The 25,374-nt window shown below is 56.0% G+C and carries 27 protein-coding genes and 3 tRNA genes; 16 read left to right on the plus strand and 14 right to left on the minus strand.

Annotated elements, in window-relative coordinates; genetic code table 11:
• Window positions 1–117 precede the first annotated feature (117 nt).
• The gene (acnA, locus tag SJY36_RS10590) at window positions 118–2,892 is read right to left on the minus strand and encodes an aconitate hydratase AcnA (protein ID WP_037963926.1); all 2,775 of its coding nucleotides are present in this window, start codon (window positions 2,890–2,892) and stop codon (window positions 118–120) included.
• Window positions 2,893–3,126: 234 nt separating this feature from the next.
• On the opposite strand from acnA, the gene SJY36_RS10595 reads away from it, so the two are divergent.
• Window positions 3,127–3,825 (plus strand): thioredoxin family protein, encoded by a 699-nt coding sequence (locus SJY36_RS10595; RefSeq protein WP_037944578.1) that lies wholly within the window; start codon window positions 3,127–3,129, stop codon window positions 3,823–3,825.
• A 28-nt stretch (window positions 3,826–3,853) separates the two neighbouring features.
• Here the strand turns inward: SJY36_RS10595 and SJY36_RS10600 are convergent, their stop codons facing one another.
• The 3 genes from SJY36_RS10600 to purB all read right to left on the minus strand — a co-directional run bounded on the left by SJY36_RS10600 (window position 3,854) and on the right by purB (window position 6,891).
• Window positions 3,854–4,756 carry a lysophospholipid acyltransferase family protein gene (locus tag SJY36_RS10600; protein WP_386174908.1) on the minus strand — a complete coding sequence of 301 codons (903 nt, stop codon included), beginning with the start codon at window positions 4,754–4,756 and terminating at the stop codon, window positions 3,854–3,856.
• Between the two features lie 126 nt (window positions 4,757–4,882).
• Window positions 4,883–5,407, minus strand: a complete 525-nt coding sequence (locus SJY36_RS10605; RefSeq protein WP_386174910.1) for a hypothetical protein — start codon at window positions 5,405–5,407, stop codon at window positions 4,883–4,885.
• Between the two features lie 179 nt (window positions 5,408–5,586).
• On the minus strand, window positions 5,587–6,891 hold the full coding sequence (gene purB / locus SJY36_RS10610; protein WP_348001235.1) for an adenylosuccinate lyase: 1,305 nt from the start codon (window positions 6,889–6,891) through the stop codon (window positions 5,587–5,589).
• A 254-nt stretch (window positions 6,892–7,145) separates the two neighbouring features.
• On the opposite strand from purB, the gene SJY36_RS10615 reads away from it, so the two are divergent.
• Window positions 7,146–8,294 (plus strand): trans-sulfuration enzyme family protein, encoded by a 1,149-nt coding sequence (locus tag SJY36_RS10615; protein WP_386174914.1) that lies wholly within the window; start codon window positions 7,146–7,148, stop codon window positions 8,292–8,294.
• A 68-nt stretch (window positions 8,295–8,362) separates the two neighbouring features.
• On the opposite strand, the gene SJY36_RS10620 is transcribed toward SJY36_RS10615, so the two are convergent.
• Window positions 8,363–8,448 (minus strand) — tRNA-Leu (locus tag SJY36_RS10620).
• A gap of 173 nt (window positions 8,449–8,621) precedes the next feature.
• Between SJY36_RS10620 and SJY36_RS10625 the strand changes: the two genes are divergently transcribed.
• The 4 genes from SJY36_RS10625 (at window position 8,622) to SJY36_RS10640 (ending at window position 12,291) form a co-directional block, all read left to right on the plus strand.
• A complete protein-coding gene (locus tag SJY36_RS10625) occupies window positions 8,622–9,293 on the plus strand; it encodes a DsbA family protein (protein ID WP_386174917.1) in 672 nt (223 codons plus the stop codon).
• A 36-nt stretch (window positions 9,294–9,329) separates the two neighbouring features.
• Window positions 9,330–10,007 carry a lipoyl(octanoyl) transferase LipB gene (gene lipB, locus SJY36_RS10630; RefSeq protein ID WP_386174920.1) on the plus strand — a complete coding sequence of 226 codons (678 nt, stop codon included), beginning with the start codon at window positions 9,330–9,332 and terminating at the stop codon, window positions 10,005–10,007.
• A 298-nt stretch (window positions 10,008–10,305) separates the two neighbouring features.
• Window positions 10,306–11,979: a cytochrome c oxidase subunit I gene (gene ctaD, locus SJY36_RS10635; protein ID WP_386174923.1), complete on the plus strand. Its 1,674-nt coding sequence runs from the start codon at window positions 10,306–10,308 to the stop codon at window positions 11,977–11,979.
• A 237-nt stretch (window positions 11,980–12,216) separates the two neighbouring features.
• Window positions 12,217–12,291, plus strand: a tRNA-Gly gene (locus SJY36_RS10640).
• Window positions 12,292–12,971: 680 nt separating this feature from the next.
• On the opposite strand, the gene SJY36_RS10645 is transcribed toward SJY36_RS10640, so the two are convergent.
• Window positions 12,972–13,697, minus strand: coding sequence for a hypothetical protein (locus SJY36_RS10645; protein WP_386174926.1), 726 nt, complete (start codon window positions 13,695–13,697; stop codon window positions 12,972–12,974).
• A gap of 252 nt (window positions 13,698–13,949) precedes the next feature.
• On the opposite strand from SJY36_RS10645, the gene SJY36_RS10650 reads away from it, so the two are divergent.
• On the plus strand, window positions 13,950–14,255 hold the full coding sequence (locus SJY36_RS10650; RefSeq protein WP_386174929.1) for a PleD family two-component system response regulator: 306 nt from the start codon (window positions 13,950–13,952) through the stop codon (window positions 14,253–14,255).
• A 49-nt stretch (window positions 14,256–14,304) separates the two neighbouring features.
• The gene (locus SJY36_RS10655; protein WP_386174932.1) at window positions 14,305–14,895 is read left to right on the plus strand and encodes a hypothetical protein; all 591 of its coding nucleotides are present in this window, start codon (window positions 14,305–14,307) and stop codon (window positions 14,893–14,895) included.
• 2 nt (window positions 14,896–14,897) lie between these two features.
• On the opposite strand, the gene SJY36_RS10660 is transcribed toward SJY36_RS10655, so the two are convergent.
• A complete protein-coding gene (locus SJY36_RS10660; protein WP_386174934.1) occupies window positions 14,898–15,233 on the minus strand; it encodes a hypothetical protein in 336 nt (111 codons plus the stop codon).
• Complete coding sequence (locus SJY36_RS10665; protein WP_005854294.1) at window positions 15,230–15,469, minus strand: Lrp/AsnC ligand binding domain-containing protein; 240 nt, start codon at window positions 15,467–15,469, stop codon at window positions 15,230–15,232. The genes SJY36_RS10660 and SJY36_RS10665 overlap by 4 nt, the downstream gene beginning before the upstream one ends.
• Window positions 15,470–15,619: 150 nt before the next feature.
• On the opposite strand from SJY36_RS10665, the gene hisB reads away from it, so the two are divergent.
• Entirely contained in the window at window positions 15,620–16,207 is a 588-nt protein-coding gene (hisB, locus tag SJY36_RS10670; protein WP_005854296.1) for an imidazoleglycerol-phosphate dehydratase HisB, read from the plus strand.
• Window positions 16,208–16,209: 2 nt separating this feature from the next.
• A complete protein-coding gene (gene hisH / locus SJY36_RS10675) occupies window positions 16,210–16,848 on the plus strand; it encodes an imidazole glycerol phosphate synthase subunit HisH (RefSeq protein WP_386174937.1) in 639 nt (212 codons plus the stop codon).
• Window positions 16,849–16,863: 15 nt separating this feature from the next.
• Here the strand turns inward: hisH and SJY36_RS10680 are convergent, their stop codons facing one another.
• Window positions 16,864–17,256 (minus strand): DUF2147 domain-containing protein, encoded by a 393-nt coding sequence (locus SJY36_RS10680; protein WP_386174940.1) that lies wholly within the window; start codon window positions 17,254–17,256, stop codon window positions 16,864–16,866.
• A 130-nt stretch (window positions 17,257–17,386) separates the two neighbouring features.
• The gene (locus tag SJY36_RS10685; RefSeq protein ID WP_005854302.1) at window positions 17,387–17,776 is read right to left on the minus strand and encodes a DUF2147 domain-containing protein; all 390 of its coding nucleotides are present in this window, start codon (window positions 17,774–17,776) and stop codon (window positions 17,387–17,389) included.
• 143 nt (window positions 17,777–17,919) lie between these two features.
• Here SJY36_RS10685 and hisA point away from each other — a divergent pair, with 143 nt between their 5' ends.
• The 3 genes from hisA (at window position 17,920) to SJY36_RS10700 (ending at window position 19,790) form a co-directional block, all read left to right on the plus strand.
• The gene (hisA, locus tag SJY36_RS10690) at window positions 17,920–18,636 is read left to right on the plus strand and encodes a 1-(5-phosphoribosyl)-5-[(5-phosphoribosylamino)methylideneamino]imidazole-4-carboxamide isomerase (RefSeq protein ID WP_005854303.1); all 717 of its coding nucleotides are present in this window, start codon (window positions 17,920–17,922) and stop codon (window positions 18,634–18,636) included.
• A 90-nt stretch (window positions 18,637–18,726) separates the two neighbouring features.
• On the plus strand, window positions 18,727–19,488 hold the full coding sequence (gene hisF / locus SJY36_RS10695; protein ID WP_037963902.1) for an imidazole glycerol phosphate synthase subunit HisF: 762 nt from the start codon (window positions 18,727–18,729) through the stop codon (window positions 19,486–19,488).
• A complete protein-coding gene (locus tag SJY36_RS10700; RefSeq protein WP_037944588.1) occupies window positions 19,485–19,790 on the plus strand; it encodes a phosphoribosyl-ATP diphosphatase in 306 nt (101 codons plus the stop codon). Before hisF ends, SJY36_RS10700 begins: the two co-directional genes overlap by 4 nt.
• 50 nt (window positions 19,791–19,840) lie before the next feature.
• Here SJY36_RS10700 and SJY36_RS10705 read toward each other — a convergent pair whose 3' ends face one another.
• The 3 genes from SJY36_RS10705 to rlmB all read right to left on the minus strand — a co-directional run bounded on the left by SJY36_RS10705 (window position 19,841) and on the right by rlmB (window position 21,643).
• The gene (locus tag SJY36_RS10705; protein ID WP_037944589.1) at window positions 19,841–20,308 is read right to left on the minus strand and encodes a CoA-binding protein; all 468 of its coding nucleotides are present in this window, start codon (window positions 20,306–20,308) and stop codon (window positions 19,841–19,843) included.
• A 230-nt stretch (window positions 20,309–20,538) separates the two neighbouring features.
• The gene (locus SJY36_RS10710; RefSeq protein WP_386174945.1) at window positions 20,539–20,856 is read right to left on the minus strand and encodes a hypothetical protein; all 318 of its coding nucleotides are present in this window, start codon (window positions 20,854–20,856) and stop codon (window positions 20,539–20,541) included.
• Window positions 20,857–20,866: 10 nt separating this feature from the next.
• Entirely contained in the window at window positions 20,867–21,643 is a 777-nt protein-coding gene (gene rlmB / locus SJY36_RS10715) for a 23S rRNA (guanosine(2251)-2'-O)-methyltransferase RlmB (RefSeq protein WP_386174948.1), read from the minus strand.
• 127 nt (window positions 21,644–21,770) lie between these two features.
• On the opposite strand from rlmB, the gene SJY36_RS10720 reads away from it, so the two are divergent.
• The 3 genes from SJY36_RS10720 to SJY36_RS10730 all read left to right on the plus strand — a co-directional run bounded on the left by SJY36_RS10720 (window position 21,771) and on the right by SJY36_RS10730 (window position 24,395).
• Window positions 21,771–21,854 (plus strand) — tRNA-Tyr (locus SJY36_RS10720).
• Between the two features lie 121 nt (window positions 21,855–21,975).
• Complete coding sequence (locus SJY36_RS10725) at window positions 21,976–22,980, plus strand: hypothetical protein (protein ID WP_180827918.1); 1,005 nt, start codon at window positions 21,976–21,978, stop codon at window positions 22,978–22,980.
• Between the two features lie 122 nt (window positions 22,981–23,102).
• The gene (locus SJY36_RS10730; RefSeq protein WP_386174951.1) at window positions 23,103–24,395 is read left to right on the plus strand and encodes an O-acetylhomoserine aminocarboxypropyltransferase/cysteine synthase family protein; all 1,293 of its coding nucleotides are present in this window, start codon (window positions 23,103–23,105) and stop codon (window positions 24,393–24,395) included.
• Between the two features lie 93 nt (window positions 24,396–24,488).
• Here SJY36_RS10730 and SJY36_RS10735 read toward each other — a convergent pair whose 3' ends face one another.
• A complete protein-coding gene (locus SJY36_RS10735; RefSeq protein ID WP_386174954.1) occupies window positions 24,489–25,187 on the minus strand; it encodes an SIMPL domain-containing protein in 699 nt (232 codons plus the stop codon).
• Between the last annotated feature and the right edge of the window lie 187 nt (window positions 25,188–25,374).

A 25,374-nucleotide genomic window follows, 5' to 3' on the forward strand; every position in this document is an offset into this window, starting at 1 on the left:
TTACGCAAGCAGGCGGAAGTTTGCCGTGAAAATGGGGGCGCGTATGCAAAACGCCCGCCAGGGGGAACCTGACGGGCGTTCTTTTCAAGGCCGTGCGAAACGGCCAGTGGCCGGTGGTTAGGCCGATTTCGCGAGGTTGCGCAGCACGTAGTGCAGAACGCCACCGTGTTCGATGTATTCAATCTCGATCGCGGTATCGATCCGGCATTTGATCATGATCTCTTTGACCGAGCCATCTGCCATTGTGATCGTGCAAGGCACTTCCTGCAGCGGCTTGATGGTGTCCAGACCGCTGATCGAAACGGTCTCCTCACCGGTCAGGCCCAGGCTCTTGCGGGTGTCGCCGTTGGTGAATTCGAACGGGATAACCCCCATGCCAACCAGGTTGGAGCGGTGGATACGTTCAAAATTCTCGGCGATGACCGCCTTGACGCCCAGCAACGCCGTGCCTTTGGCCGCCCAGTCACGGGACGAACCCGCGCCGTATTGTTCACCACCGAAGATGACCAGCGGCGTGCCGTTTTCCTGATGCGCCATAGCCGCGTCAAAGATCGAGGTCTGTTCGCCATCGGGGCCTTTGGTATAACCACCCTCAACACCGTCCAGCATTTCGTTCTTGATACGGATGTTGGCGAAAGTGCCGCGCATCATGACCTCGTGGTTACCACGACGGCTACCGTACGAGTTGAATTCACGGACAGGCACCTGACGTTCCACCAGATACTGACCCGCTGGCGTGGTTTCCTTGAAGGAACCGGCAGGCGAGATGTGGTCGGTCGTGATCATGTCACCCAGAACGGCAAGCACTTTGGCGTTCTCGATGTTGGTGATCACACCCGGCTCTGGCGACATGCCTTGGAAGTAGGGCGGGTTCTGCACATAGGTCGAGGTTGGTGGCCAGTCATAGGTCTTGGCGTCGGTGGTTTCGACGGACTGCCACTTTTCATCGCCCTTGAAGACGTCGGCATATTTTTCCTGGAAGGCTTCGCGGGTCACGGTCTGCTCGACCAGATCAGCGACTTCCTTGGATGTTGGCCAGATGTCTTTCAGATAGACGTCGTTGCCGTCCTTGTCCTGACCCAGCGGGCTGTTGGCCAGATCGACGTTCATGTCACCGACCAGCGCGTATGCCACGACCAAGGGAGGCGACGCCAGATAGTTGGCGCGCACGTCAGGCGAAATCCGCCCTTCAAAGTTCCGGTTACCCGAGAGGATCGATGTCCCGATCAGGTCGTAGTCGTTGATTGCCTTGCTGATCGGTGCTTCGAGCGGGCCGGAGTTACCGATACAGGTGGTGCAGCCATACCCGACGAGGTTGAAGCCTATGGCGTCCAGATCCTCTTGCAGGTTTGCGGCCTCAAGATAGGCGGACACAACCTGGCTACCGGGCGCAAGCGACGTCTTGACCCAAGGCTTGCGTGTCAGACCCAAGGCGCGTGCCTTGCGTGCAACCAGACCGGCACCGATCATCACATAGGGGTTGGATGTGTTGGTGCACGATGTGATCGACGCGATCACGATGGACCCGTCATGCAGCTGGTAGTTGCCATCTTCGGTCTGGACGTAGCCACGCTTGTGGTTGCCCTCGTCACCGGGGATGTCGCGTGGCTCGGGCTGGCCGCCCTCACCTTCCCAGCGGACTTCGGCGTTGGCTGTGGTGTCTTTACCTTCGCGCACGCCCTTCACGTATTCTGCAAATGCAGTGTGTGCCGAGGTCAGTGCAATGTAGTCTTGCGGACGCTTCGGACCCGAGATCGCAGGCACGATGGTGCCCATGTCGAGCGACAGTGTGTCGGTGTAAACCGGCGCATAATCATCGCCGCGCCACATGCCGTTTTCCTTGGCATAGGCTTCGACCAGCGCGATGCGGTCTTCATCACGGCCGGTGGTGCGCATGTAACGCAGGGTTTCGGCATCGATCGGGAAGAAGCCGCAGGTCGCACCGTATTCGGGGGCCATGTTGGCGATTGTCGCGCGGTCCGCCAGAGGCAGGCTATCAAGGCCGGCACCGTAGAATTCAACGAATTTACCAACCACGCCCTTCTCGCGCAGCATTTCGACCACTTTCAGTACCAGATCGGTCCCGGTGGTGCCTTCCATCATGGCACCGGTAAGTTCAAAGCCGATCACCTCGGGGATCAACATCGAAATCGGCTGACCCAGCATCGCGGCTTCGGCCTCGATCCCGCCAACGCCCCAGCCCAGAACGGCCATGCCGTTTACCATTGTGGTGTGGCTGTCGGTCCCGACGAGCGTGTCAGGATATGCGACTTCGACGCCGTCTTGGTCCTTGTCGGTCCAGACGGTCTGCGCCAGATATTCGAGGTTCACCTGGTGGCAGATGCCGGTGCCGGGGGGCACAACGCGGAAGTTGTTAAACGCCTTCTGACCCCACTTCAGGAAGGTGTAGCGTTCGATGTTGCGCTCGTATTCGCGGTCAACGTTCATCTGGAACGCGCGCGGGTTGCCGAACTCGTCGATCATGACCGAGTGGTCGATGACAAGATCAACAGGGTTCAGCGGGTTAATCTTGTCGGCATCGCCACCCAAGGCAACCAGCCCGTCGCGCATCGCCGCAAGGTCGACAACTGCGGGAACGCCGGTGAAATCCTGCATCAACACGCGTGCGGGACGATAAGCGATCTCGCGCGGGTTCTGGCCGCCCTTGGCACCCCATTCGGCGAAGGCCTTGATGTCATCGACGGTGACAGTTTTGCCATCTTCGAAACGCAGCATGTTCTCAAGCACCACCTTAAGCGCGGCTGGCAAGTTGGAGAAATCACCCAGACCGGCTTCCTGCGCTGCAGGAATTGAATAATAAGCGATGGATTGGCTGCCCGAAGATAGAGTTTTGCGGGTTTTGGCGGTGTCCTGGCCAACGAAGATGGTCATGGATGGCTCCCTTTATGGGTTAAAAAAGGTCGGTGACTTGGGGCCTAAATGCCTTATTGCGCGGGTCGTTTCAACTGCAAACACGCGCTTCTGGCGCTTTTGTATACCGTTGTGTACTGGATTGAGGCATTTCATACGCAATCCCGTGACGTTACAGCGCCTCAACAAAGGTTGAGTGGTAATTACAACGGGTGCAGTCTACGAATTGAGCATCCAAACCGAAAGTACCCTGCGATGCCCCGCCTGTTTACGTCCCTGATTGCCGCTGGCCTGCTGTCCATAGCGCCCGCCTTTGCTCAGGATCGCCCCGTTGTCGTCGAACTCTATACCTCGCAAGGGTGCTCTTCCTGCCCTCCTGCTGACGAGATGTTTGCCGAGCTGTCCAAACGGGACGACGTGATCGCGCTGGCGTTGCATGTGGATTATTGGGACTATATCGGCTGGCAAGACCCCTTTGGTGCGCCTGAGCACGCCGAACGCCAGCGCGCCTACGCGCTGACCGGTGGGCGGACGTCGATTTACACGCCCGAGATGATCGTCAACGGCCAGTCCGATGTGGTCGGTGCCAAACCCATGAAGTTGATGGAGGCGATCAACAAGCACAAAGAAGACGCCCCGCAGGTCGACCTATCTATCGCACGCGACGGGGAAACCCTGCGCATCAACGCGCATACCGTATCGGGTGCCGCCGGACCGTTCGACGTGCACATGTTGCGCTATCACCCGATGGCGGTCACGCAGGTCAAACGCGGCGAAAACGCGGGCCACACGTTCGAGAATTATAACATCGTCGAAGGCTGGCAGACGGTTGATCAGTGGGACGGGCAAGCGCCGCTATCACTCTCTGCCGCCATCACCGGCGATATGCCGGTGGTTGTGCTGGTGCAGCGCAGCAACGCGGGACCGATCGTGGCAGCGGCGCGGATCAAGTAGTCACTCAAAACACCTAGATGTTTAGGCATTAATTGTCGTGGATGCGCCAGCGACGATGGACCCAGAACCATTGCTCGGGATCCGCTTCGACCCGTGCGGTAAGACTGTCATTCAAAGCCTGGGTCATCGTGACAGCATCGCTGTGTGGCACAGGTGCCTCCAGCACCGTGTCGAATGACACCCCATCAGCTTGTCGAATGCCGTAGAACGGGATCAACAGCGCATCATAGCGCAATGCCAGCTCGGCGGCAGAAAGCGCTGTATTGGCAGGCTGCCCCAAGAAATCAAGCGCCGGCGCGCCAAAGACGTGTTGATCAAACAGCAGTACAAGCTGCCCGCCCTCTTTTAGATGCCGTACGAAACCCGCCGTGCCGCGTCGGCCTTGCGGGAAGACAGGACCGCCGAAAGCCTCCATCGTTTGGACGTAATGCGCGTTGAAATAGGGGTTCTTCATGTTGCGGTAGAGCCCGCCAATGTCATACCCCCGCGCCACAAGACAGGCACGCATCGCTTCGTAGTTGCCATAGTGGCCCGTCACCAAAATGACCGGCTTGCCTTGTTCCGCCGCTTTTTCCAGCGCCGCGACGCCTGCGCCGGTCGGCGTATTCTTTGCCATACGCTTGGGGAAGTCGCGCGCCGAATAGTTTTCGATAAAGCTGCGCCCCACGTTGTTAAGGCACTTTGAAGCAATTTCTGCGCGCCGTTCTTGCGGCATCTGCGGCCAGATCATGGAAAGATTATCAAGCGCCCGCGCCCGATATCCTGCTACCGGCCCGATCACATGTTGAACAACCCAGCCGACGAACGCTATGCGCGTTTTATAGGGCAGCACCAAGGCCAGTCGAATAAGGCCGACGATAAAGGCATTGGTCAGGTAGTGCCCTGCACGTCGGCTAAATCGAACGTTCTTGGGATATTTGGGACTGGCCATGCGCATCTGCCTGCAAGGAAAAGCGCCCCTAAGGGGCGGGGCCTGCCGTTCATAACGCGCAGGGCCCCGCGCAACAAGCGTGTTTCACCCAGGCGGCAATGCGCCACCGGATGCAACAGCGGCTGGTTAATAGCTAAACGTCTGACCGGTTGCGATCGCTGTCCGCAAGGAGGTTTCGGCCCATGTCCCTGCCCCGCCATGCGCGCGAATGGCACGAAGTTCGGCCAAAGCTTCGGGGATATCGCCCTGCTCTACCAAAGCTTGCCCGCGATAGGACCGCGCGAGAACATTCGCAGGGTTGGCTGACAGCGCACGCGCATAGAACGCCATTCCGCCAGCTTGGTCGCCCATTTTGCGCGTCGTGAACCCCATGTAGGTCAAGCGACGATCGTCGTGCTCAGGCATAGCGGCAAGTACGATCTGCGCATCCGAATATTCCCCTGCATAGGCCAGTTCACGAACAGTTTGATAAAGGTCATCCGGTGTTAGCCGGCTATCCTTTGCATCGATACAGGTCTTTGACTTCTTGTCATACACCTGCCCTTCTTCGCACTTCACAACGGGCTTGGGTGGGGGCGTATCATTGGAACCAGCGGCAAAGGCCGCGAAAGGCATAGCCAATGACAGGATGGACGCAAACACAACACGCATACTCAAACACTCCTGAACAAAATACACGGCTGATGTTAGACGATCCGCGCCATAGGTAAAGCATTAGGTTCCAGCCTAACGTCACGATATGGCGCGAGATAGGGCCGGAATACGCAGCTTTTGAATCAAAAAGGCTGCACCGCCGTCAAGCGATGCAGCCCTGCATGCCTGCGCGTGTATCAGTCCTTGAAGACGCGCTTAAAGATCGTATCAACATGTTTGGTGTGGTAACCCAGATCGAATTTTTCTTCGATCTCTTCTGCACTTAGTGCGGCCAGAACCTCTTCGTCAGCCAGCAGCTCGGTCTTGAAATCCTTGCCGTCTTCCCAGACCTTCATGGCGTTGCGCTGAACCAGCTTGTAGCTGTCTTCGCGGCTCACGCCGGCCTGCGTGAGCGCGAGCAAGACACGTTGCGACATTACAAGACCGCTAAACTTGTTCATATTTGCGAGCATGTTGTCAGGATAAATCAGCATATTGTCGATGACGCCGGTCAAACGGTGCAGCGCGAAGTCAAGGGTGATGGTGGTGTCGGGGCCGATCGCACGCTCCACGCTGGAGTGGGAGATATCGCGTTCATGCCACATGGTGACGTTTTCCATCGCTGGAATCACAGCCATGCGAATTGTACGGGCCAGCCCGGTCAGGTTCTCGGTGAGCACAGGGTTTTTCTTGTGCGGCATCGCCGAAGACCCCTTCTGACCCGCCGAGAAAAACTCAGCCCCTTCCAAGACTTCGGTCCTTTGCATATGCCGCACTTCGGTCGCAACGTTCTCGATAGAGCTGGCGATCACACCAAGTGCTGCGAAGAATGCCGCGTGACGGTCACGGGGGATGATCTGCGTGCTCACGGGTTCGGGCGACAGGCCCAGCTTTTCGCAGACATGTTCCTCGACCCGCGGATCGATATTCGCAAACGTCCCCACAGCGCCGGAAATCGCACCCGTAGCAATCTCGGAGCGTGCCGTTTTCAGCCGCGTCAGGTTGCGGTCCATCTCTGCATAAAAGCGCGCAAAGGTAAGGCCCATCGTTGTGGGTTCAGCGTGGATCCCGTGGCTGCGCCCGACGCGCACAGTATTTTTATGTTCCATGGCACGGCGTTTCAGCGCGGCCAGCAGCAAGCCCATATCTTCGACCAGAATATCAGCTGCGCGGGTTAATTGCACGTTAAAGCAGGTGTCCAATACGTCAGAAGAGGTCATCCCCTGATGCACAAAACGCGCCTCGTCGCTGCCCACATGTTCGGCCAAATGGGTCAAAAAGGCGATAACGTCATGTTTTGTAACGGCTTCAATCTCGTCAATGCGCGCGACATCAAACTCGACATCTTTGGCTTTCCAAACCGCCTCCGCATTTTCGCGCGGAATCACCCCAAGGTCGGCCATGGCGTCACAGGCATGCGCCTCGATCTCGTACCAGATGCGGAACTTGGTTTCGGGGGACCAGATCGCAACCATCTCGGGGCGGGAATAACGGGGAATCATGTGGTGATACCTTTGTTTTGGGGTGTTTTGATGTACGCGCGGGATAGACCGCGGGGGGGTAAAGAACAAGTCTGAACCCTTGCGCCACCAAGGCAGCGACGCTTGCTGCCTCGCCGATAGGCGCCTCCGGCGGGAGTTTTCAGAGCAAAATGAAGAAGAGGCGGGTTTGTCCCATTCTGGTCTGGCAGTTTACCTTCGGACAGGCAAAGGTGCCGCAAATTGAATATATTACGCCATTAGGGAATCGCTAAGAAATGTCTGATACGTCTCGCTTAAGCCCCGCTACGATTGCTGCCCAAGCAGCGGGAGCGGTTGATGCGCAAACCGGCGGGGTGGTCCCGGCGCTGCCTATGGCCACGACCTATCTGCGGGATGAAGCATACCAACCGCTGCGTGCAGACAACATCTATCTGCGCGATCAGAGCGATATTGTACGCGTTGCAGAAAAAGTGCTCTCTCAACTGGAGGGGGCGAAAGAATTGCTGCTGTTCCCGTCAGGCATGGCAGCGCTTGCCGCCGTCTTCCGTACCGTCCCAAATGGCGGGCGCGTGCTGGTGCAAAGCCAAATTTACTGGGGTACCACCAAGTGGATTCGGGATTTCTGCACCCGGCGTGACATTGAACTGCGAGAGGTCGAAGCCTCTGACAAGGCGGCGTTTGCGGCCGCCTGCGAGAGCTTTGGACCAACCTTGGCGCTCATCGAAACGCCATCAAACCCGTGGCTTCGCGTGGTCGATATCCAAGCTGCGGCTGATGCGGTGCATAGCGCGGGTGGGCTGCTCGTGGTGGATAGCACGGCCGCGACGCCGATTCTGCAACAGCCGCTTAAACACGGTGCCGACGTTGTAATGCATTCTGCCACAAAGGGCATTAATGGACATTCGGACGTATTGGCGGGCGTTCTGGCGACCAATGACGTCACGGGCCGCGTGTGGGAAGATATCAAAGCGGACCGGCATGATGCAGGCGCGGTTATCGGCCCGTTTGAAGCATGGTTGCTGGTCCGCGGGATGCGCACCCTGCCCCTGCGCGCCAAGCAAATGTCGTGTAACGCCATGGAATTGGCAGAATTTTTGCAAACTCACCCGAAGATTGAAAAGGTTCTTTATCCGGGTCTTGCCTCACATACGGGCCACGATTTGGCGACGCGGCAAATGTCGGAAGGATTTGGGTCGCTTTTGTCTTGCATTGTAAAGGGTGGCAGCGCAACGGCGCTGGAGGTTGTCGGTAAGCTGGAAGTTTTTCATCGCGCAACGTCTTTGGGCGGGGTCGAAAGCCTTGTTGAACACCGCCACACGATCGAACCCCACACCGGGATTCCCGAAGGGTTGCTGCGTTTATCGGTGGGGATTGAAGATATCGAAGATCTAAAACGCGACTTAAGCCAAGCGCTTGATGCATAAAGATACTTCGGGGCGCTCGCGCCCCGGGACCCCATGTCTTTCGAAGATGATTTGAAGGATACAACCAGTGGTGCGGTCGGAGAGACTCGAACTCTCACGGGTGTTACCCCACAGCGACCTCAACGCTGCGCGTCTACCATTCCGCCACGACCGCACGCCATGGTTGGTGAGGGTCGTTTAGACAAACTCTTTCACAAAGTGAAGAGCAAAATTGCGCAGATTAAGTCGTTGTTCAGATTCGTGTGATTTATCATTCAATCGGGCGGGGTGGCTTGAAAAACAGTGCGAAGACGTAAACTTAAAGGAGGATATGAATCGAGGAACAATATGACCCAAGCGCCCACAGATCCCCCTGCCCTGCAGATTGACATCGTTTCTGACGTGATGTGCCCTTGGTGTATTGTCGGGTACCGCCAGCTAGAGCAGGCGTTAGCCGCCTTGAATATCGGCGCGTTCATCCGCTGGCACCCTTTCGAGCTTAACCCCCAAATGGGCCCCGAAGGACAGAACCTGACCGAACATATTGCCGAAAAATATGGTGCATCGCCTGAGCAATCGGCGCAAAACCGTGCGCATCTTGTGCAGCTTGGCACCGAACTTGGAATCGACTTCAATTTCAACGCCGATAGCCGCATCGTCAACAGCTTTGCTGCACACCAATTGCTGGATTGGGCTCAAGATCAGAACCTGCAGCACCCACTTAAGCTTGCGTTGTTTGAAGCACATTTTACGAAGGGATTGGATGTTTCAGACCATAGTGTCCTCGTTGATGTCGCTGCAGATGTCGGATTGGATCGTAGTTCTGCGCAGGACGTTCTCGACAGCGGCAGCCATGTAGAACGTGTTCGCGAACGCCAGTCGGTTTGGACATCGCAGGGGATTTCTGGCGTGCCTTCAATGATCTTCGCGGGCAAATACCTTGTGACCGGTGCGCAGGGTGTCGATAATTATGTGCAAATTATCCAAAAAGTAATTCAAGAGGTAAGCGCCGCGGAATGACTGTCTCGTTTACCTCGGCTCAACGGTGCGCACAGAATGGTTGAATGGATCACCTCCAAGGGCCTTGTCGATTACCGGGAAGCCGAAGCATGGATGGAGGAACGCGCGTCCCTTATCGCCGCGGGGAATGCCGATGAATGCGTCTGGCTTGTAGAGCATGCTCCGCTATATTCTGCCGGCACCTCAGCAAAATCGGAAGATTTGACCGACCCCAAGCGGTTTCCGGTATATGAAACGCGCCGCGGCGGACAGTACACATACCATGGGCCGGGGCAGCGGGTTGTTTATGTGTTGCTGGACGTCGGTAAACGCGGCCGGGACGTCAGACGTTTTGTTCAAGACCTTGAACATTGGGTGATCGCGACCCTTGCAAGCTTTACCATCAAAGGCGAGATCAAGGAGGGGCGCGTCGGCGTCTGGGTGGAACGTCCCGAGAAACCGCTCACGGCGCAGGGTGGCATTCGCGAAGATAAAATCGCGGCGATCGGTATCCGACTTAGAAAATGGGTCAGCTTTCACGGAATCAGCATAAATGTTGATCCAAATCTTGAGCATTTTTCCGGGATCGTCCCCTGTGGGATCCAAGAACATGGCGTTACGTCTTTAGTTGACCTTGGCCTGCCAGTTACGATGGAAGACGTTGATATCGCCCTGAAAGCGCAGTTCGACACGGTTTTCCCTCCGCTGTCTGAATACGCGCCCAAAGACGAATAATGTACCTCGCCGCTCAAACGTTTCACTGCGCCTGTGCTATTTCCGCCGCGGCTTTACGGTTTCTTCATCGCTAAAGGCGTATGTCATCCAGCATGATGAGCACTTCTGACACCTCCTACCCCCGTCACTACAAGGCTGTGCGCCTCCGACACAGTTTGATAAATGATCTGTCTTTTTTCGTGCCCTGCGTCAAAGGCGGCCATTGCCCATATTGGCAAGCCGCACTAGAACGAACCTTAATTCAATGCGCGCCCCCTGTCGGGGCGTGAGTTGACAACCCAATCTCAGGAGGCACCGCATGGCAGACGCAGCCATTCACGGGCAAGACCATCACGACGAGCGCGGATTTTTCACGCGCTGGTTCATGTCCACAAACCACAAAGACATCGGGCTCTTGTACCTGATTGTTTCGGCCCTCGTTGGCTTCATCTCTGTATGTTTCACCATATATATGCGCTTGGAGCTTATGCACCCAGGCGTGCAATATATGTGTATGGAAGGCGCGCGGTTTATCGCTGATAGCGCAGCGACCTGTACGCCAAACGGCCACCTTTGGAACGTTCTGATTACCGCGCACGGCATCTTGATGATGTTCTTCGTGGTTATTCCCGCTTTGTTCGGTGGTTTCGGTAACTATTTGATGCCATTGCAAATTGGCGCGCCTGACATGGCGTTCCCGCGGATGAACAACCTCTCTTTCTGGCTATATGTCGGCGGCACAACGCTTGCAGTCTGCTCCGTGCTGACACCCGGCGGCAGCGGCCAGCTTGGGTCAGGTGTGGGCTGGGTTCTCTATCCGCCGCTCTCTGTTCGTGAAGGCGGCATGTCGATGGATTTCGCGATTTTCGCTGTGCACGTCTCCGGCGCATCGTCGATCCTGGGTGCGATCAACATGATCACAACGTTCCTCAACATGCGCGCCCCTGGCATGACGTTGTTCAAAGTGCCGCTGTTTAGCTGGTCCATCTTTGTTACAAGCTGGTTGATCCTTCTGTCCCTGCCCGTTTTGGCCGGTGCCATCACCATGCTTTTGATGGATCGCAACTTCGGATTCGCATTCTTTGACCCAGCAGGCGGTGGTGATCCGGTTCTGTATCAGCACATTCTGTGGTTTTTTGGTCACCCCGAAGTGTATATCATTATTCTTCCAGGCTTCGGCATCATCAGCCACGTCATCGCGACCTTCAGCCGCAAGCCTATCTTCGGATATCTTCCGATGGTTTGGGCGATCATCGCGATTGGCGCATTGGGCTTCGTCGTTTGGGCGCACCACATGTACACCGTTGGCATGTCTCTGAACCAACAAGCTTACTTCATGTTGGCCACCATGGTTATCGCGGTGCCGACGGGCGTTAAGGTATTCAGCTGGATTGCGACCATGTGGGGTGGTTCGGTTGAATTCAAAACACCTATGCTGTGGGCCTTCGGCTTCCTGTTTCTTTTCACCGTTGGCGGTGTGACAGGTATCGTTCTCTCGCAGGCAGCTGTGGACCGCTACTACCACGACACATACTATGTGGTTGCGCACTTCCACTATGTGATGAGCCTTGGTGCCGTCTTCGCGATCTTCGCCGGTATCTATTTCTACCTGCCGAAGTTCACGGGCCGCATGTATCCTGAATGGGCTGGCAAGCTGCACTTCTGGGCGATGTTCATTGGCGCGAACCTGACGTTCTTCCCACAGCACTTCCTGGGCCGTCAGGGCATGCCGCGTCGCTATATCGATTACCCTGATGCTTTTGCATATTGGAACCTGTGGTCGTCGATCGGCGCGTTCCTCAGCTTTGCGTCCTTTATCTTCTTCTTCGGTGTTATGTTCTACACGTTGACACGTGGGGCCCGCAGCTCAGCTGCGAACCCTTGGAACGAATATGCGGACACTCTGGAATGGACGCTGGCAAGCCCCCCACCAGAGCATACGTTCGAAATTCTTCCCAAGCAGGAAGAATGGGACAAACAGCCTAGCCACTAAGCTAGCACACCATTGAAATGAGAGGCTCCAACGGCGGTTGGGGCCTTTTTTCGTTCTACCCGGGCTCTCGGTACAGTTTCATAAAGACGAATGTTTATCGACGGTTAGCCGAAATCTTACCGCGTCCCCCAGTAAAATAAGGGCTTTCCAAAATTGTCTGAAATTAATTTCGGAAAATGCTATTTTTCCTCTTGCGGCTCACCGCCGCTATGGGTATTCCACGCCCTACCAGAGGATGCGGGCGTAGCTCAGGGGTAGAGCATAACCTTGCCAAGGTTAGGGTCGGGCGTTCGAATCGCCTCGCCCGCTCCAACTGGTTCTCTGCTTACCCAGCAGGACAGCAAGGCCACCTTCGGGTGGCCTTTTGCTGTTCCGGGCCCCTGTAACAATGATGCTGTTCACAGGCCTGCAAAGGGCCAGCACACTTACCAGTTCGGACAACGGTCCGTTCATTGGTGCCCAGTCTAGCACTCTGATCAGGGTTGAAGCAGGCACGGCTACGGCGCAAAATATACTGTCGCCACAATGATACGCCCAAGCGGCACGTGACAAAGCTTTCACCGCTGAATGTCCTCACTCTGCGACCTACAAGGGTTCCCTAGGCCTCTCTCTGAGGGCAGCAGCACAAACAGGCCCGATACCCCCTCCCCCGTTCTCGCGAGAGCACCTGAGGTGTCTCAGGCCTGTACCAACGAAGCTGGGGCAAGTGGATACTCGCGAGGCTCTACGCGCTCTGCCTGTCCTTGCGGATCATCGCTGATGAGGTGGATCAAACGCCCCAGCCGCGTGCGTCAGAGCCAAACACAGAGCATGTTTCAATATGGCAACGAACGAGTTTCTGCCGACGCCTAACGTCAGTCAAATACCGTTGTGATCAAAAGAAAAAGCGGGCGCTGAAAGCACCCGCCTGCGTCGGCTTATACCTGTTCGAATGATGGCACTATGAACACGACCGCCATACAGCAAACGCCGGTGACGCAATTATTTTCCGCTTAAAGAAGAGATATCGTCGAACGTGCTGATAGTGTTTCACGCTCCATCTGCTCGATGGCGCGAATGTGCCACTCCAAACCGGTTTGACCCTGATCGGCCGCTTCGGCCAGGTTGTTCTGCGCCAGCTTCGCCTGGTCGGCCGACAGAACCAACGCCTCGGCGACCTCTGCGCGGCTGGTGCGTATATCGGCAAGCTGCGCGTCATAAGCATCCTCCGAAATCGCCCCTGAGGCCTTGAGCTGATTCAACGTCGCCACATCTTCTTGCTGCTGTGCGAGCATCTGGGGAAGATGTGTCGTGATATCATCCAGCTGGTCATTGGACTTGCGGATACTGCGCACGAGGTCATTCGCGGAAACCAGCTCCATCCGTTGGGCGACTTCTCGTTTGCCAGCGAGATTCCCGCTCACCGCACCAACAACGCCACCGGCCGCAGCGGCTCGTAGGCAGCCCGAGGCATCGGATGCGGCAAGCACCGAGATACCGCAGCCCACCGCGGCACCAACCGCGGCATGCTTGATTGTGGAGTTGCGGACAATATCGCGCATCAACGCGTCAAGCGCGGCGGTTTGCTCCACCATACCGGCGTCGTTCTCACGGTTTTCTTTGAAGCTTAGCGTGCCGGACGAAGGGTCGAATTGGGCAACGCGATCGGCAGTGGGCGCAGCACATCCTGAAACAAGAACGGCAGCGGCGAGGGAAATCGTTAGAACAGTGGTTTTCATTACATGGATCCGTTGAGCTAGGCGTATTCGCGACGAATAGACGAAAATTATGCCGATTTTACGGCATCAGCGCCATGAAGTTTTCCGACGTTAACGTTTATCTATTCACCTTCGTGCCACAAATGCCCATAGTTCCCGCACAGGGTGAATTTTTTAAAAAGTCATATTGTTGCCGGTTTTGTTCACTATCGTTTAGGGAGTTCGACATAGGTTGCCTCGGAGCCCCGAAGCAAATCTTGGAAGGAGACCACATTGAAAATTCTAGCAGTCGACGATGATCCATTCATTCTAGAACTCCTTCCCGCGATGTTTGAACAGGCAGACCTGAACGATCTGCACACTGCCCCTTCGGGTCCGGCAGCGCTCGACATGATCAAAGCTCAGAAGGTGCCATTCGATTGCATGCTGCTGGACGTCGATATGCCGGAAATGGACGGGATCGAGCTTTGCCGAAGAATTCGCACTGTCCCCGGGTATGAGGACAAACCGATATTGATGCTGACGGCGAAGACGAGATTCGATCTCTATCGAGAAAGCGTTTGCCGCCGGTGCGAATGACTACATCGCCAAGCCATTTAACCTGAAGGACATCTACAACCGCATTCGCGTGGCCGAACGCCTGTTGGTGTCGTCCAAGACCATCAAGCGCATCGACGCGAGCGACCTGTCCAAAGAAGGCACACAGGTAGCTGAAGATATCACACTGGCCGACAAGGTCTTTTTGGCGAATGTCGGCAGGCTGATCCTGTCATTCTCCCTTGGAAACTACATTACGCAGCTCGATCGGAGCGAACTGGACAACTATCAGGTTTTCGGCGTGTCGATTGATGACGCGGAACGTATTTTCGAAGAAACGTCACAACAGGGGTTCCTTCATATCCTCACCAGCGTGGCAGAAACCCTGACCGACCTAATCACTTGCCCCCATCTGCTGATGTCCTACGAAGGCAACGGTGCCTTCCTGTGTATTACGCGCGACCCGAACCTGCCCGAATGGGACCGGATGGAGGCTGGCCTACAGGCCAAGCTGGATGCGCTGAACTTGCTAAGCGATGATCTGAAGCAAGAGAGCATCAGCCTGTCAGTCGGCACGCCGATTGCGCCGAATGCGAACCGGACCCAACGGGTGAAAAAGACCTTCGAACGGGCGCTATCGCGGGCTGAAATGCGCTATGCGAGCAAATGCGCTGCCGCCTGATCCTAGTTGATCGGGAATTGCACCAGACACTGCGCCGCATGTTTGCGGTAATCCTCTAGCGTCTGATCGATCGAGCGGCGGTCGCGCATTTTACCCATGGCCGCTTTCTTTTGCGCCCGCGTGCCGCTCACATGGCGTTCTAGGATCAGGACCGTCACGCCCAGCATGATGGTCTTTTCATCCTCACCGATCATGTCCGCACGCGCCAGTGTTACCGCCGTATAGGCGATCATATTGGCGCAGCGCAGCGCCGCGGCCTCTTCCCCTTCATAGGTAAGCGCATGCGCTGGCCCCCAAAGAACAGATCCGCAAAGAAGCGCAGAAAGCAGGAGCCTCAAAACGCTTTGAACGTCATCGTTGTAAGCGAACGTTCAATCCCTTCGATGTCCAGAAGGTTATCGTTGATGTAAACCCCAATATCTTTTCCCGAAGGAATATAGAGCTTCATCAAAAGATCGTAATCACCAGAGGTTGAATACAGCTCGGAGTGTATTTCCCGCAGCGCGACCTCTTCGGCAACGCGATACGTACTGCCGGGCCGGCACCGGATCTGGATAAAAACGCAGGTAGACATGGACAGGCCTTAGGCTGGTTACAACACGTCCAAGCTGACATAAGGGGGCAACAGCCGCAATCGCTGATTGGGACCGATCGGCAGCGAAACGCTTTGTCTTGGCGCGACGGCCTGCCCTGCTATAAGAGCCCGAAAGACGGAGATAATCATATGCGCCAGACCACCATCAATCGCTCGACCGCAGAGACCGAGATCAGCGTCGAAATCAACCTCGACGGGACAGGGTCCTACGCCAACCACACGGGCATCGGGTTCTTCGATCATATGCTGGATCAACTGGCGCGTCATTCGCTGATCGATATGAAAATCAGCGCAAACGGCGATCTTCACATTGATGATCACCACACCGTCGAGGACGTGGGGATCACGCTGGGCCAAGCGCTAAGCACCGCATTGGGCGACAAACGCGGCATTCGCCGATACGGCGCGTGCCTGCTCCCAATGGACGATGCCTTGGTGCGTACCGCGCTTGATCTGTCGGCGCGGCCTTTCTTGATCTGGAATGTGGACCTGCCGACTGCAAAAATCGGGAATTTCGACAGCGAATTGGTACGGGAGTTTTTCCAGGCGCTCAGCACGCATGGCGGGATCACCTTGCACATTGATATGCTGCATGGCCTGAACAGCCACCACATCGCCGAGGCCGTCTTTAAGTCTGTCGCCCGCGCCCTGCGCGAAGCGGTAGAAACCGACCCTCGGAAATCTTCTGATATCCCCTCGACCAAGGGTGCGCTGTAACGATGTTAACTGCGATTATCGATTACGAATCGGGCAACCTGCATTCGGCGCATAAGGCGTTCGAACGGATGGCGCGTGAGTGTAATGCTGGCGATGTGGTGGTCACTGCTGACGCCGATGTCGTGGCGCGCGCCGACCGCCTTGTCCTGCCCGGCGACGGCGCATTCCCCTCCTGCATGGCCGCGCTGAAAGGCCAAAGCGGCATATACGCAGCCATGGTTGAATCCGCCGTCGACAAGGGCCGCCCCTTCCTCGGAATCTGTGTGGGCATGCAGTTGATGGCATCCATGGGGCGCGAGTATGAAGACACAGCAGGCCTGGGCTGGATCAGTGGCGAAGTGACCAAGATCACGCCACGCGACCCATCCCTAAAAGTACCGCATATGGGATGGAACGACCTTGTCATAGACCACCCTCACCCCGTTTTCGACGGAATCGAAACCGGGGATCACACGTATTTTGTCCATAGTTACCATATGGATGTACACGATGAGGCCGAGCGGTTGGCGCATGTCGATTATGCTGGTGACGTCACTGCTGTTATCGGCCGTGACACCATGATCGGCATGCAATTCCACCCAGAAAAAAGCCAGACAACCGGCCTTCGTATGATTGCGAACTTTCTGAACTGGCACCCCTGAACCAGGCACCGCCTTCTATCGAAGGCGGGTCCAGATCATTTCGTCGCAAGCATTTCCTGTGCAGGTCTGTAACCGCATCGCATTGCCGTCGACCAACATCTTCGCCTTATGTTTTTTTGAGGCAGAAGGCTCCAGCAACGTGCCGACATAGCTCCCGTCTGGTTGCGGCTTCATATCCCAGAAGACCCGTTTCCCAACCGCTGTAGAGCGTTTGTCATATCCACGCCGATCCTTGGCACGCTCGACGGTCCCGCATAACGCAGGGCCGCAGGGCTTCGCCCGCACGTGAACAACCAATCCGTTAACATCCGGCGCAGATTTCCAGACACCTTCAACTACATCAGAAAATACAGTCGTCGAAGAAGCTGCAAAAATAGCAGCAAAGAAAATATATTTTGTTAAAAACATCGTATCACTCCCCCAAGCGACACATGCCTTACAGCTTTTTAGCAACGCACCAAAAAACCAAGGCGCGGGCATATTCTACACCCGCGTCCCGATTCGCGCAAATCCCACTCATTTGGGATGGAAATGAAGCTTACTGGACCCGCTGCCAGTCCTGCTTTGAACACAGCAACCCGCCCGCGACACAGCCCGACAGTTTCAGGCTGTTACCGGCGACGGTCATCTTGCCGATGTAGATTTTGTTGTTTGAAGGTCGCCAAACCTTACCTGCATATTTGCCGCTCCCGTCAGGTTTCATGTCGATGACCAACTGCTTGCCGATATTTTCAGACTTATATTCGCCCGACGCGTTGAACGTCCGCTGAATCGTGCCGCAGATCGCCCCACCACAGGGGGTCATTTTGACATGCGCATAAGCCCCGTCATCCGGTTGCGTTTTCCAAACGCCAACCGCCGGGTCAGCAGCCATGGCTGTTCCTGCAAAACCAATGCCAACGATGGCCGCAATAATCGTTCTTTTCATGATATATCCTCCCGATATGCTCTCAGATTGAAGCGAATACGACGATTCAGGCAAGCTTGACGTAGGGGACACCTCTGCCGCGTTGCAAAAACCCGCCCGCCGTGGCAATTGAAACCAACTCCCCCAATGCCAAGGGCAACACTATGATCCTCTACCCCGCTATTGACCTTAAAGACGGCCAAGCCGTTCGTCTTGTGCACGGCGACATGGAAAAATCCACTGTTTTCAACGATGACCCCGCGGCGCAGGCCCGTGAGTTTGTGGATGCGGGCTGCACTTGGCTTCACTTGGTGGACTTGAACGGTGCCTTCGCAGGGACGCCGGTCAATGCCGCCCCGGTGGAAGCGATTTTGAAGTCTTGCAACGTCCCCGCCCAGTTGGGAGGCGGCATTCGCGATATGGCGACGATCGAAGCTTGGCTGGACAAGGGTCTGGCACGCGTCATTCTGGGCACTGTCGCGGTCGAAAATCCCGCTTTGGTGCGTGAAGCAGCGCGTGCTTTTCCAGGCAAGGTCGCGGTCGGCATTGACGCCAGAAATGGTCGCGTGGCAACCAAGGGATGGGCTGAGGAAACCGATGTAATGGTTACAGATCTCGCTAAATCTTTCGAAGATGAAGGTGTCGCGGCGCTGATCTACACCGATATCATGCGAGACGGGGCCATGGGCGGTCCAAACATTGACGCCACCGCCGCTTTGGCGCGTGCCGTCAATATTCCTGTCATCGCCTCCGGGGGCGTCAGCTCCCTTGCTGACCTTGAGGCGTTGAAAGAAACTGGCGTGATATCCGGTGCCATTTCCGGCCGGGCGCTTTATGATGGCGCGATCGACCTGAGCGAAGCTTTGAAGGCCCTCGCCTGAGTTTCCAAATGGTTTCAAATCCTCGGGTGGTTTGGAGGGCAGACAGCCCTCCAACGGTTTTTTCCGCTGCCCCGTCGCGAGAAAGAAGACATGCTTAAGACCCGTATTATTCCCTGCCTCGATGTCGCCGATGGTCGCGTTGTCAAAGGCGTTAATTTTGTTGGCTTGCGCGATGCCGGTGACCCGGTTGACGCAGCGATCGCATATGACGCTGCAGGGGCGGACGAGCTTTGTTTCCTTGATATCCACGCCACGCACGAAAACCGTGGTACCATGTTCGACCTGGTCACACGCACAGCCGAACACTGCTATATCCCGCTTACTGTTGGCGGCGGTGTACGCACCGTTGCAGATGTTCGCGCCCTGCTTTTGGCTGGCGCCGACAAGGTCAGCTTCAACTCTGCCGCGGTGGCTAATCCGGACATTATTGCGCAGGCAGCAGACCAATTCGGCAGCCAGTGCATCGTCTGTGCCATCGATGCGAAAACCGTCGCCCCCGGGAAATGGGAGATATTTACCCACGGTGGCCGCAAACCCACGGGCATAGATGCAGTCGAATTCGCAAAGACGGTCACAGTGAAAGGCGCAGGAGAGATTCTGCTTACCTCCATGGATCGAGACGGTACCAAGCAAGGGTTTAACATTCCGCTTACGCGCGCGATTTCCGACGCGGTTTCTGTGCCTGTCATCGCCTCTGGCGGTGTCGGAACGCTGGATCATCTTGTCGATGGCGTCGTTCAGGGCGGCGCTTCAGCGGTGCTCGCAGCCTCGATCTTTCACTTCGGCGAATTTACGGTCGCTCAGGCGAAACAACACATGGCTGATGCCGGTATCCCAATGAGGCTCTCATGACGCTCGACGATCTATTTGAAACAATCCAATCAAGAAAAACTGCTGATCCATCAAGCAGTTGGACGGCGCAGCTTTTGGCAAAAGGTCCCGAGAAATGCGCCGAAAAATTCGGTGAAGAAGCGGTCGAAGCGATCATCGAGGCCGTGAAGGACGATAAAGCTGGCCTGACGTCGGAAGCCGCAGATGTGCTGTACCACCTGCTTGTCATGCTCGCATCCCGCGACGTCGCGCTGTCAGATGTACTGGATGAACTGAGCCGCCGACAGGCGCAAAGTGGCCTCGCTGAAAAAGCCGCCCGCTAACACGGGGCACGTTTACCACAGTATATTTCTTGACGCGTAGCAAACTGGGGTCAAAGCTTGCTGGAGATTATTCCCGTTGCAAAGCCTCCCATGCGCAATTCGCCGAAAAGGCGCTGATATTCAATCTTCGGGCATCTGTTTTGAATAACGGTCACGCCCTTTGCTTCCGCTTTTGCGGCAGCTTCAGAATGCTGCACCCCGATTTGCATCCAGATCGTCGCCAGATCAGGAAACACCTGTAATGCCTCGTCAACGATTTCTGGCACAGTCTCTGACCGTCTAAAAATATCGACCATGTCAACGCCACCCTCAATGTCTGACAGCTGCGAAACCACCGTTACCCCCAATAGTGTCTTCCCCGCATGCGCCGGATTTACCGGAACAATATCGTAGCCCTTGGTCTTCAAATATCGCGTGACATAATAGCTTGGCCGAACCGGGTTCAACGAAGCCCCCACGACCGCGATACGCTTCGTCTGCGTCAGAATATTTTTCAATTGGGTATCGGTGTAGGTCATGCTTCTTACTAAACCTCTAACGGTTCAAAAAAAGCGCCCTCGACGATAAACGTGAGGGCGCAAAGGTATGGAACGAGGGACAGTTAGGTGATCGGCGAGAGTTCCAAACTCGCCGTCATACACAATAGGTAGGAACGATTTGCTCCATTCAAAGAGCATGTGACAAATCCGTGAAGAAACGATGAATGCGCCAGCCATTTTCCGCCGAATCTCGCTTCTGGTAGCGTAAACTAGTCAAATATATCGTCGATCACATCCGTGACCTCACTCGCGATCTTTGTCGTCCAGGTTTTCTTTTTCTTCACTTTTCGATGCTTAGGCTTGCGAATAGCAGCTGCCGCTTGGGCACGTGGAAATTTCCGCATCCCCGCCGCAGGCCTGCCACTGGTACTGGGCTTTTCAGAATCGCGAGGGAGCGGAATTTGTTTCAGATCATGCAATGGTGCGCCGCATTGTGCGCAAGCCAGCTCGTGCCGCCCTGCCCCCAATGTCAGCGCTGCCTTGCTGCCGCAAAAACAGCATGTCGCGATTTTTGTCGGGTAATTCATGCAATTATGCTCAGCTGTGATCCCGCGACGCATATAGCGCGATTGCCGCTGCATTTGACACGTTTAGCGAACCGAACCCGCCCCCTGCGTCGATTCGGACCAGCGCATCGACCGTTTCTTTGGTTTTTTCACGCAGACCTGGCCCTTCGGCCCCCAGCACAAGCGCCACCGGACGGTCGCGCTTCCCCTCCAGCGCAGATTCGACGGTCATATCGGCTTCGCCGTCCAGACCAAGAACAAGATACCCCATCAATTGAAGCTCCTTGATCGCATCGGCTAGGTTCCGGACACGCAAATACGGCTGCCGCTCCAGCGCGCCACTCGCTGTTTTCGCAAGCGCCCCGGTCTCGGGCGCAGCGTGATGACGCATGCCCACAACCGCCGATGCACCTAAAACCTCTGCGGACCGCAGAATTGCACCAACGTTATGGGGGTCTGTCACCCGATCCAGCAGCAACACGCGCGGTGCTTCAGCCCCGATGCAGACATCCTTGAGCGCCCCCCAGCTCAGCGGTTTGACCTCTAGTACGGCTCCTTGATGCACCGACCCGGGGTCCAGCGGCGGGCGGAATTTTCGCGGATCAACGACCTCTGGCTCAATGCCGGCCTTGGCAATCGCCTCTTCCAGCTTGATCTGAGCATTCGGCGTCACCATCAGCTTAATCTTTTCACGCGCGGGATTTTCCAGCGCGTCGCGCACCGCATGAAGGCCAAACAACCAAACTGTTTGGTTCGCATCCGCCTTCTTTTCCTGCTCTTTTTGCACAACCCACTTAGGTTTTTTCATCGCCGAACCTTCTATCTTTCATCGCAAGGTAAAATTCCCTGCATTTCGCGCCGGTTTTCGCCTTGACGCCTATACTGCCCGCTTGTAATCACGCCTTCACATCCGGTGCAATGCACAGGGTGAAAGTGGGCGACAGGCCGCAAGGTGTGGCAGGGGACTGTAACTCCCTCGCGGAGACGCACGCCTGGTTCGATTCCAGGGTCGCCCACCACTTTCCCCTTTTCGACTATCCATAAGTATAGCGGCACAGCCGTTTGATACATTGTGTTTCGATGTGAATTTGTGACACATCTTATGCATTTAGAACGCATACGAAATGATAGGGGTGACCCGTGTCCCATGCTTCCCGGCCGGATCAGGCTTTCAACATCGCGATCGTCGGGCAACACGGGCGGCTGGCTTATGAGGCTCTGTTGTTTGCCGCATCGCTGCGCCACCACAGCCCCCATTTTTCGGGCAACCTCTATGTGATGGAGCCGCAGCCCGGCCCGCTTTGGTCGGGAGATCCACGAATCAAGAACCCCGATGTTATCAGCGCGCTCCACAATCTTGGCGCAGAGGTGATCCCGTTTGACACAAAGCACTTCGGCGAGAGCTATCCATATGGAAATAAAATCGAAATGCTCAATGCGCTTCCAAAAGCTGAGCCCTTCGTTTTCTTCGATACGGACACGTTGATCACTGGCGACCTGATGTCGGTCCCCTTCGACTTTGACCGCCCGATGGCATCCATGCGGCGCACAAACACATGGCCTGTTCCCCAGCTGTACGGACCACAATACGCCGGTCTGTGGAAATCCCTTTACGACAAGTTTGACCTAGATTTTGACAGCAGCCTCGACCTGTCTCAGCCCGACGACTATTGGCAACGGTATCTGTATTTCAACGCAGGCTTCTTTTTCTATCGCTGCCCTCACGAATTTGGTGAAAAGTTTTTGCATTATGCGCTGGCGATCCGCGATGACGCGCCGGAAGAGCTGTGCGCGCAGTCTTTTGACCCTTGGCTTGACCAAGTCGCGTTGCCGCTGGTTATTCATGCGCTTGGTGGGGCGCGCGATACCTTGCCTGACGGGCTGATCGACGGGTCTGTTAGCTGCCACTATCGCCTGCTGCCCTTGCTTTACGCACGCGAACCGGACCACGTCGTTGAGACTTTAGAAACGATTGCAGCACCAAATAAACTGAAGAAAGTTTTAAAGGGTTCGGAGCCGATCAAGCGGATGGTCTATCAAGGCCGCGGTCGCAAGGCGCGGGCTCTCTTTGATCAGGACAACTTGCCGCGCAAAGAGCAGGCTATTCGGAATCGTTTGAAATCAAACGGCTACTGGATGCGGTAGCGTCGACCGCATTTCATCCGAGTTGGCAAACAACCTCCTAAGCGTGACAGAAGCGACCTACAGCTTGTGCGTTCACATCGGTTCACCTAACCATATTGAAGACAATTTTAGGGAGAACAACGATGACAGATAGCCCCAACTATGGTTTTGATACCCTGCAGATACACGCAGGGGCCAAACCTGATCCGGCGACCGGTGCGCGGCAGACGCCGATCTACCAAACCACGGCTTATGTGTTTCGCGATGCGGACCACGCGGCGGCTTTGTTCAACCTGCAAGAGGTGGGGTTCATCTATTCCCGCCTGACGAACCCGACCGTTGCTGTCTTGCAGGAACGCATCGCCACGCTTGAGGGGGGCGTTGGTGCCGTATGTTGCTCTTCCGGGCACGCGGCACAGATTATGGCATTGTTCCCGCTGATGGGGCCGGGCAAAAATATTATCGCCTCTACCCGTCTATATGGGGGCACGGTGACGCAGTTCAGCCAAACGATCAAACGGTTCGGTTGGTCTTGCAAGTTTGTCGACTTTGACGACGTTGATGCCGTGAAAGCAGCGGTTGACGACGATACCCGTGCGATCTTTGGCGAAGCCATTGCCAATCCTGGCGGCTACATCATGGACGTACGCGCCATTGCCGACGTGGCGGATGCGGCAGGCGTTCCGCTGATCATCGACAACACAACGGCGACGCCCTACCTGTGCCGCCCGATCGAACTTGGCGCGACTCTGGTGGTACATTCGACGACGAAATACCTGACCGGCAACGGCACGGTAACAGGCGGCTGTATTGTGGATTCAGGCAAGTTCGATTGGTCCGCGAATGATAAATTCCCGTCGCTAAGCCAACCGGAACCTGCTTACCACGGTCTTAACTTTCACGAGACCTTTGGCGGCTTGGCCTTTACCTTCCACGGCATCGCCATCGGTTTGCGGGATCTTGGCATGACAATGAACCCGCAGGCTGCGCATTACACGCTGATGGGGACAGAGACACTTTCGCTGCGCATGGAACGTCACGTAGAAAACGCCCAGAAAATTGCGACTTGGCTCGAGAACGATGACCGCGTCGACTATGTCACCTATGCGGGGCTGGAATCCTCGCCCTATTTCGAGCGTGCGAAAAGCGTTTGCCCCAAGGGGGCCGGCGGGTTGTTCACCTTTGCGGTGAAGGGCGGATACGACGCCTGCGTCAAATTGGTAAATGCGTTGGAGATTTTCAGCCATGTCGCAAATCTTGGCGACACCCGATCGCTGATCATCCACTCTGCCTCCACCACGCACCGTCAGCTTAGCCCCGAGCAGCAAGAAGCCGCGGGTGCCGGCGCGAATGTTGTGCGCGTTTCCATCGGGACAGAGGATGCCGCCGACCTGATCGCCGATCTTGATCAAGCGCTGGCCAAAGCGACGTCTTAGGTTACGATCAATAAAAGACCCCCGCCGAAGCAATCCTTTGGCGGGGGTCTGTCTACCCATTCAAACCTTCAAATGCCGCGAGGCAGCAGAGGGTTAGTCAGCCTCGGCGATTTCGAACTGCAGCGTGACTTGCGCGCTGATGTCGATCTCTCCGGTCTCGATGGGCATATCCATAGTTTTCATCTGGGCACCCCGCATCTCCATCGGGCGGAAACCCTGGCTCGATTCGGACATGCTGGTGAGTTTACCAAGCTTAACGCCAGCGGCTTCTGCAAGCTGCTGCGCACGCGTAATCGCATCCTCAACGGCCCTCTCTCGGGCCTTGGCCAGCGCCGCTGCATTATCCTGCAAGCCGAACTGCAAGCCGTTGAAATCATTCGCGCCCTCGGCCACGACCGCATCCAGCAATTGCCCAAGTTTGCTTAGATCGCGAACCGTCACACTAACAGTGTTGCCCGCCTCGTAGCCCGATACTTCCACCGGGGACGCATCTTCGCGGGGGCGGTTGTCATAGACGGGCCGCAGATAAAGTCCGCTGGTCTGACGGTCGAGGCCCGCGATCTTCAATGTGTCCAATTGGTCTAGAATGCCGCGCACTTTTTCAGAAGTCTGCGCCATTGCGTCCGAAGCAGAGGCCGCCCGCTCGCTCACGCCCAACCGGATCGTCGCGGTATCAGGGGCAAGCGATACAATGCCCTCGCCATTCACGGTGATCCCCTGCGGCGCTTGTTGCGCCAGCGCCCCTGACGCGAAACCGGCACAGACGATCGCGGCAATTTTCAACATTCGCATATTCATGACCTTTTTTTACTGTGATATCCCTTGGCATCATATGTGACCTCCCGCCTAAGTTGCCGCAAGCCTCCTCTGCGCTCCGCTCTTTTCATGAGCAAACTACTGCTCTATTCTTTTGCTGTGAACGGGCGCTCTGTTTTGCAGGCGATCCGCATGGTATTGGCAATCTGCTGCCATCCGAATG

It is taken from the genome of Sulfitobacter sp. R86518 (assembly GCF_042466275.1).
In the GTDB taxonomy this organism is placed as follows: Bacteria; Pseudomonadota; Alphaproteobacteria; order Rhodobacterales; family Rhodobacteraceae; genus Sulfitobacter; species Sulfitobacter pontiacus.

Bases quoted from the DNA above. Each gene is read 5' to 3' on its own strand.
- lipB (WP_386174920.1), top strand. From the start codon at position 9,330: ATGGTTGAATGGATCACCTCCAAGGGCCTTGTCGATTACCGGGAAGCC.
- ctaD (WP_386174923.1), top strand. From the start codon at position 10,306: ATGGCAGACGCAGCCATTCACGGGCAAGACCATCACGACGAGCGCGGA.
- SJY36_RS10680 (WP_386174940.1), bottom strand. From the start codon at position 17,256: ATGTTTTTAACAAAATATATTTTCTTTGCTGCTATTTTTGCAGCTTCT.
- SJY36_RS10705 (WP_037944589.1), bottom strand. From the start codon at position 20,308: ATGACCTACACCGATACCCAATTGAAAAATATTCTGACGCAGACGAAG.
- SJY36_RS10685 (WP_005854302.1), bottom strand. From the start codon at position 17,776: ATGAAAAGAACGATTATTGCGGCCATCGTTGGCATTGGTTTTGCAGGA.
- SJY36_RS10600 (WP_386174908.1), bottom strand. From the start codon at position 4,756: ATGGCCAGTCCCAAATATCCCAAGAACGTTCGATTTAGCCGACGTGCA.
- SJY36_RS10700 (WP_037944588.1), top strand. From the start codon at position 19,485: ATGACGCTCGACGATCTATTTGAAACAATCCAATCAAGAAAAACTGCT.
- SJY36_RS10625 (WP_386174917.1), top strand. From the start codon at position 8,622: ATGACCCAAGCGCCCACAGATCCCCCTGCCCTGCAGATTGACATCGTT.
- SJY36_RS10665 (WP_005854294.1), bottom strand. From the start codon at position 15,469: ATGTCTACCTGCGTTTTTATCCAGATCCGGTGCCGGCCCGGCAGTACG.
- SJY36_RS10645 (WP_386174926.1), bottom strand. From the start codon at position 13,697: ATGAAAACCACTGTTCTAACGATTTCCCTCGCCGCTGCCGTTCTTGTT.
- hisF (WP_037963902.1), top strand. From the start codon at position 18,727: ATGCTTAAGACCCGTATTATTCCCTGCCTCGATGTCGCCGATGGTCGC.
- SJY36_RS10615 (WP_386174914.1), top strand. From the start codon at position 7,146: ATGTCTGATACGTCTCGCTTAAGCCCCGCTACGATTGCTGCCCAAGCA.
- SJY36_RS10730 (WP_386174951.1), top strand. From the start codon at position 23,103: ATGACAGATAGCCCCAACTATGGTTTTGATACCCTGCAGATACACGCA.
- SJY36_RS10605 (WP_386174910.1), bottom strand. From the start codon at position 5,407: ATGCGTGTTGTGTTTGCGTCCATCCTGTCATTGGCTATGCCTTTCGCG.
- SJY36_RS10735 (WP_386174954.1), bottom strand. From the start codon at position 25,187: ATGCGAATGTTGAAAATTGCCGCGATCGTCTGTGCCGGTTTCGCGTCA.
- SJY36_RS10710 (WP_386174945.1), bottom strand. From the start codon at position 20,856: ATGAATTACCCGACAAAAATCGCGACATGCTGTTTTTGCGGCAGCAAG.
- hisB (WP_005854296.1), top strand. From the start codon at position 15,620: ATGCGCCAGACCACCATCAATCGCTCGACCGCAGAGACCGAGATCAGC.
- rlmB (WP_386174948.1), bottom strand. From the start codon at position 21,643: ATGAAAAAACCTAAGTGGGTTGTGCAAAAAGAGCAGGAAAAGAAGGCG.
- hisH (WP_386174937.1), top strand. From the start codon at position 16,210: ATGTTAACTGCGATTATCGATTACGAATCGGGCAACCTGCATTCGGCG.
- acnA (WP_037963926.1), bottom strand. From the start codon at position 2,892: ATGACCATCTTCGTTGGCCAGGACACCGCCAAAACCCGCAAAACTCTA.
- SJY36_RS10595 (WP_037944578.1), top strand. From the start codon at position 3,127: ATGCCCCGCCTGTTTACGTCCCTGATTGCCGCTGGCCTGCTGTCCATA.
- purB (WP_348001235.1), bottom strand. From the start codon at position 6,891: ATGATTCCCCGTTATTCCCGCCCCGAGATGGTTGCGATCTGGTCCCCC.
- hisA (WP_005854303.1), top strand. From the start codon at position 17,920: ATGATCCTCTACCCCGCTATTGACCTTAAAGACGGCCAAGCCGTTCGT.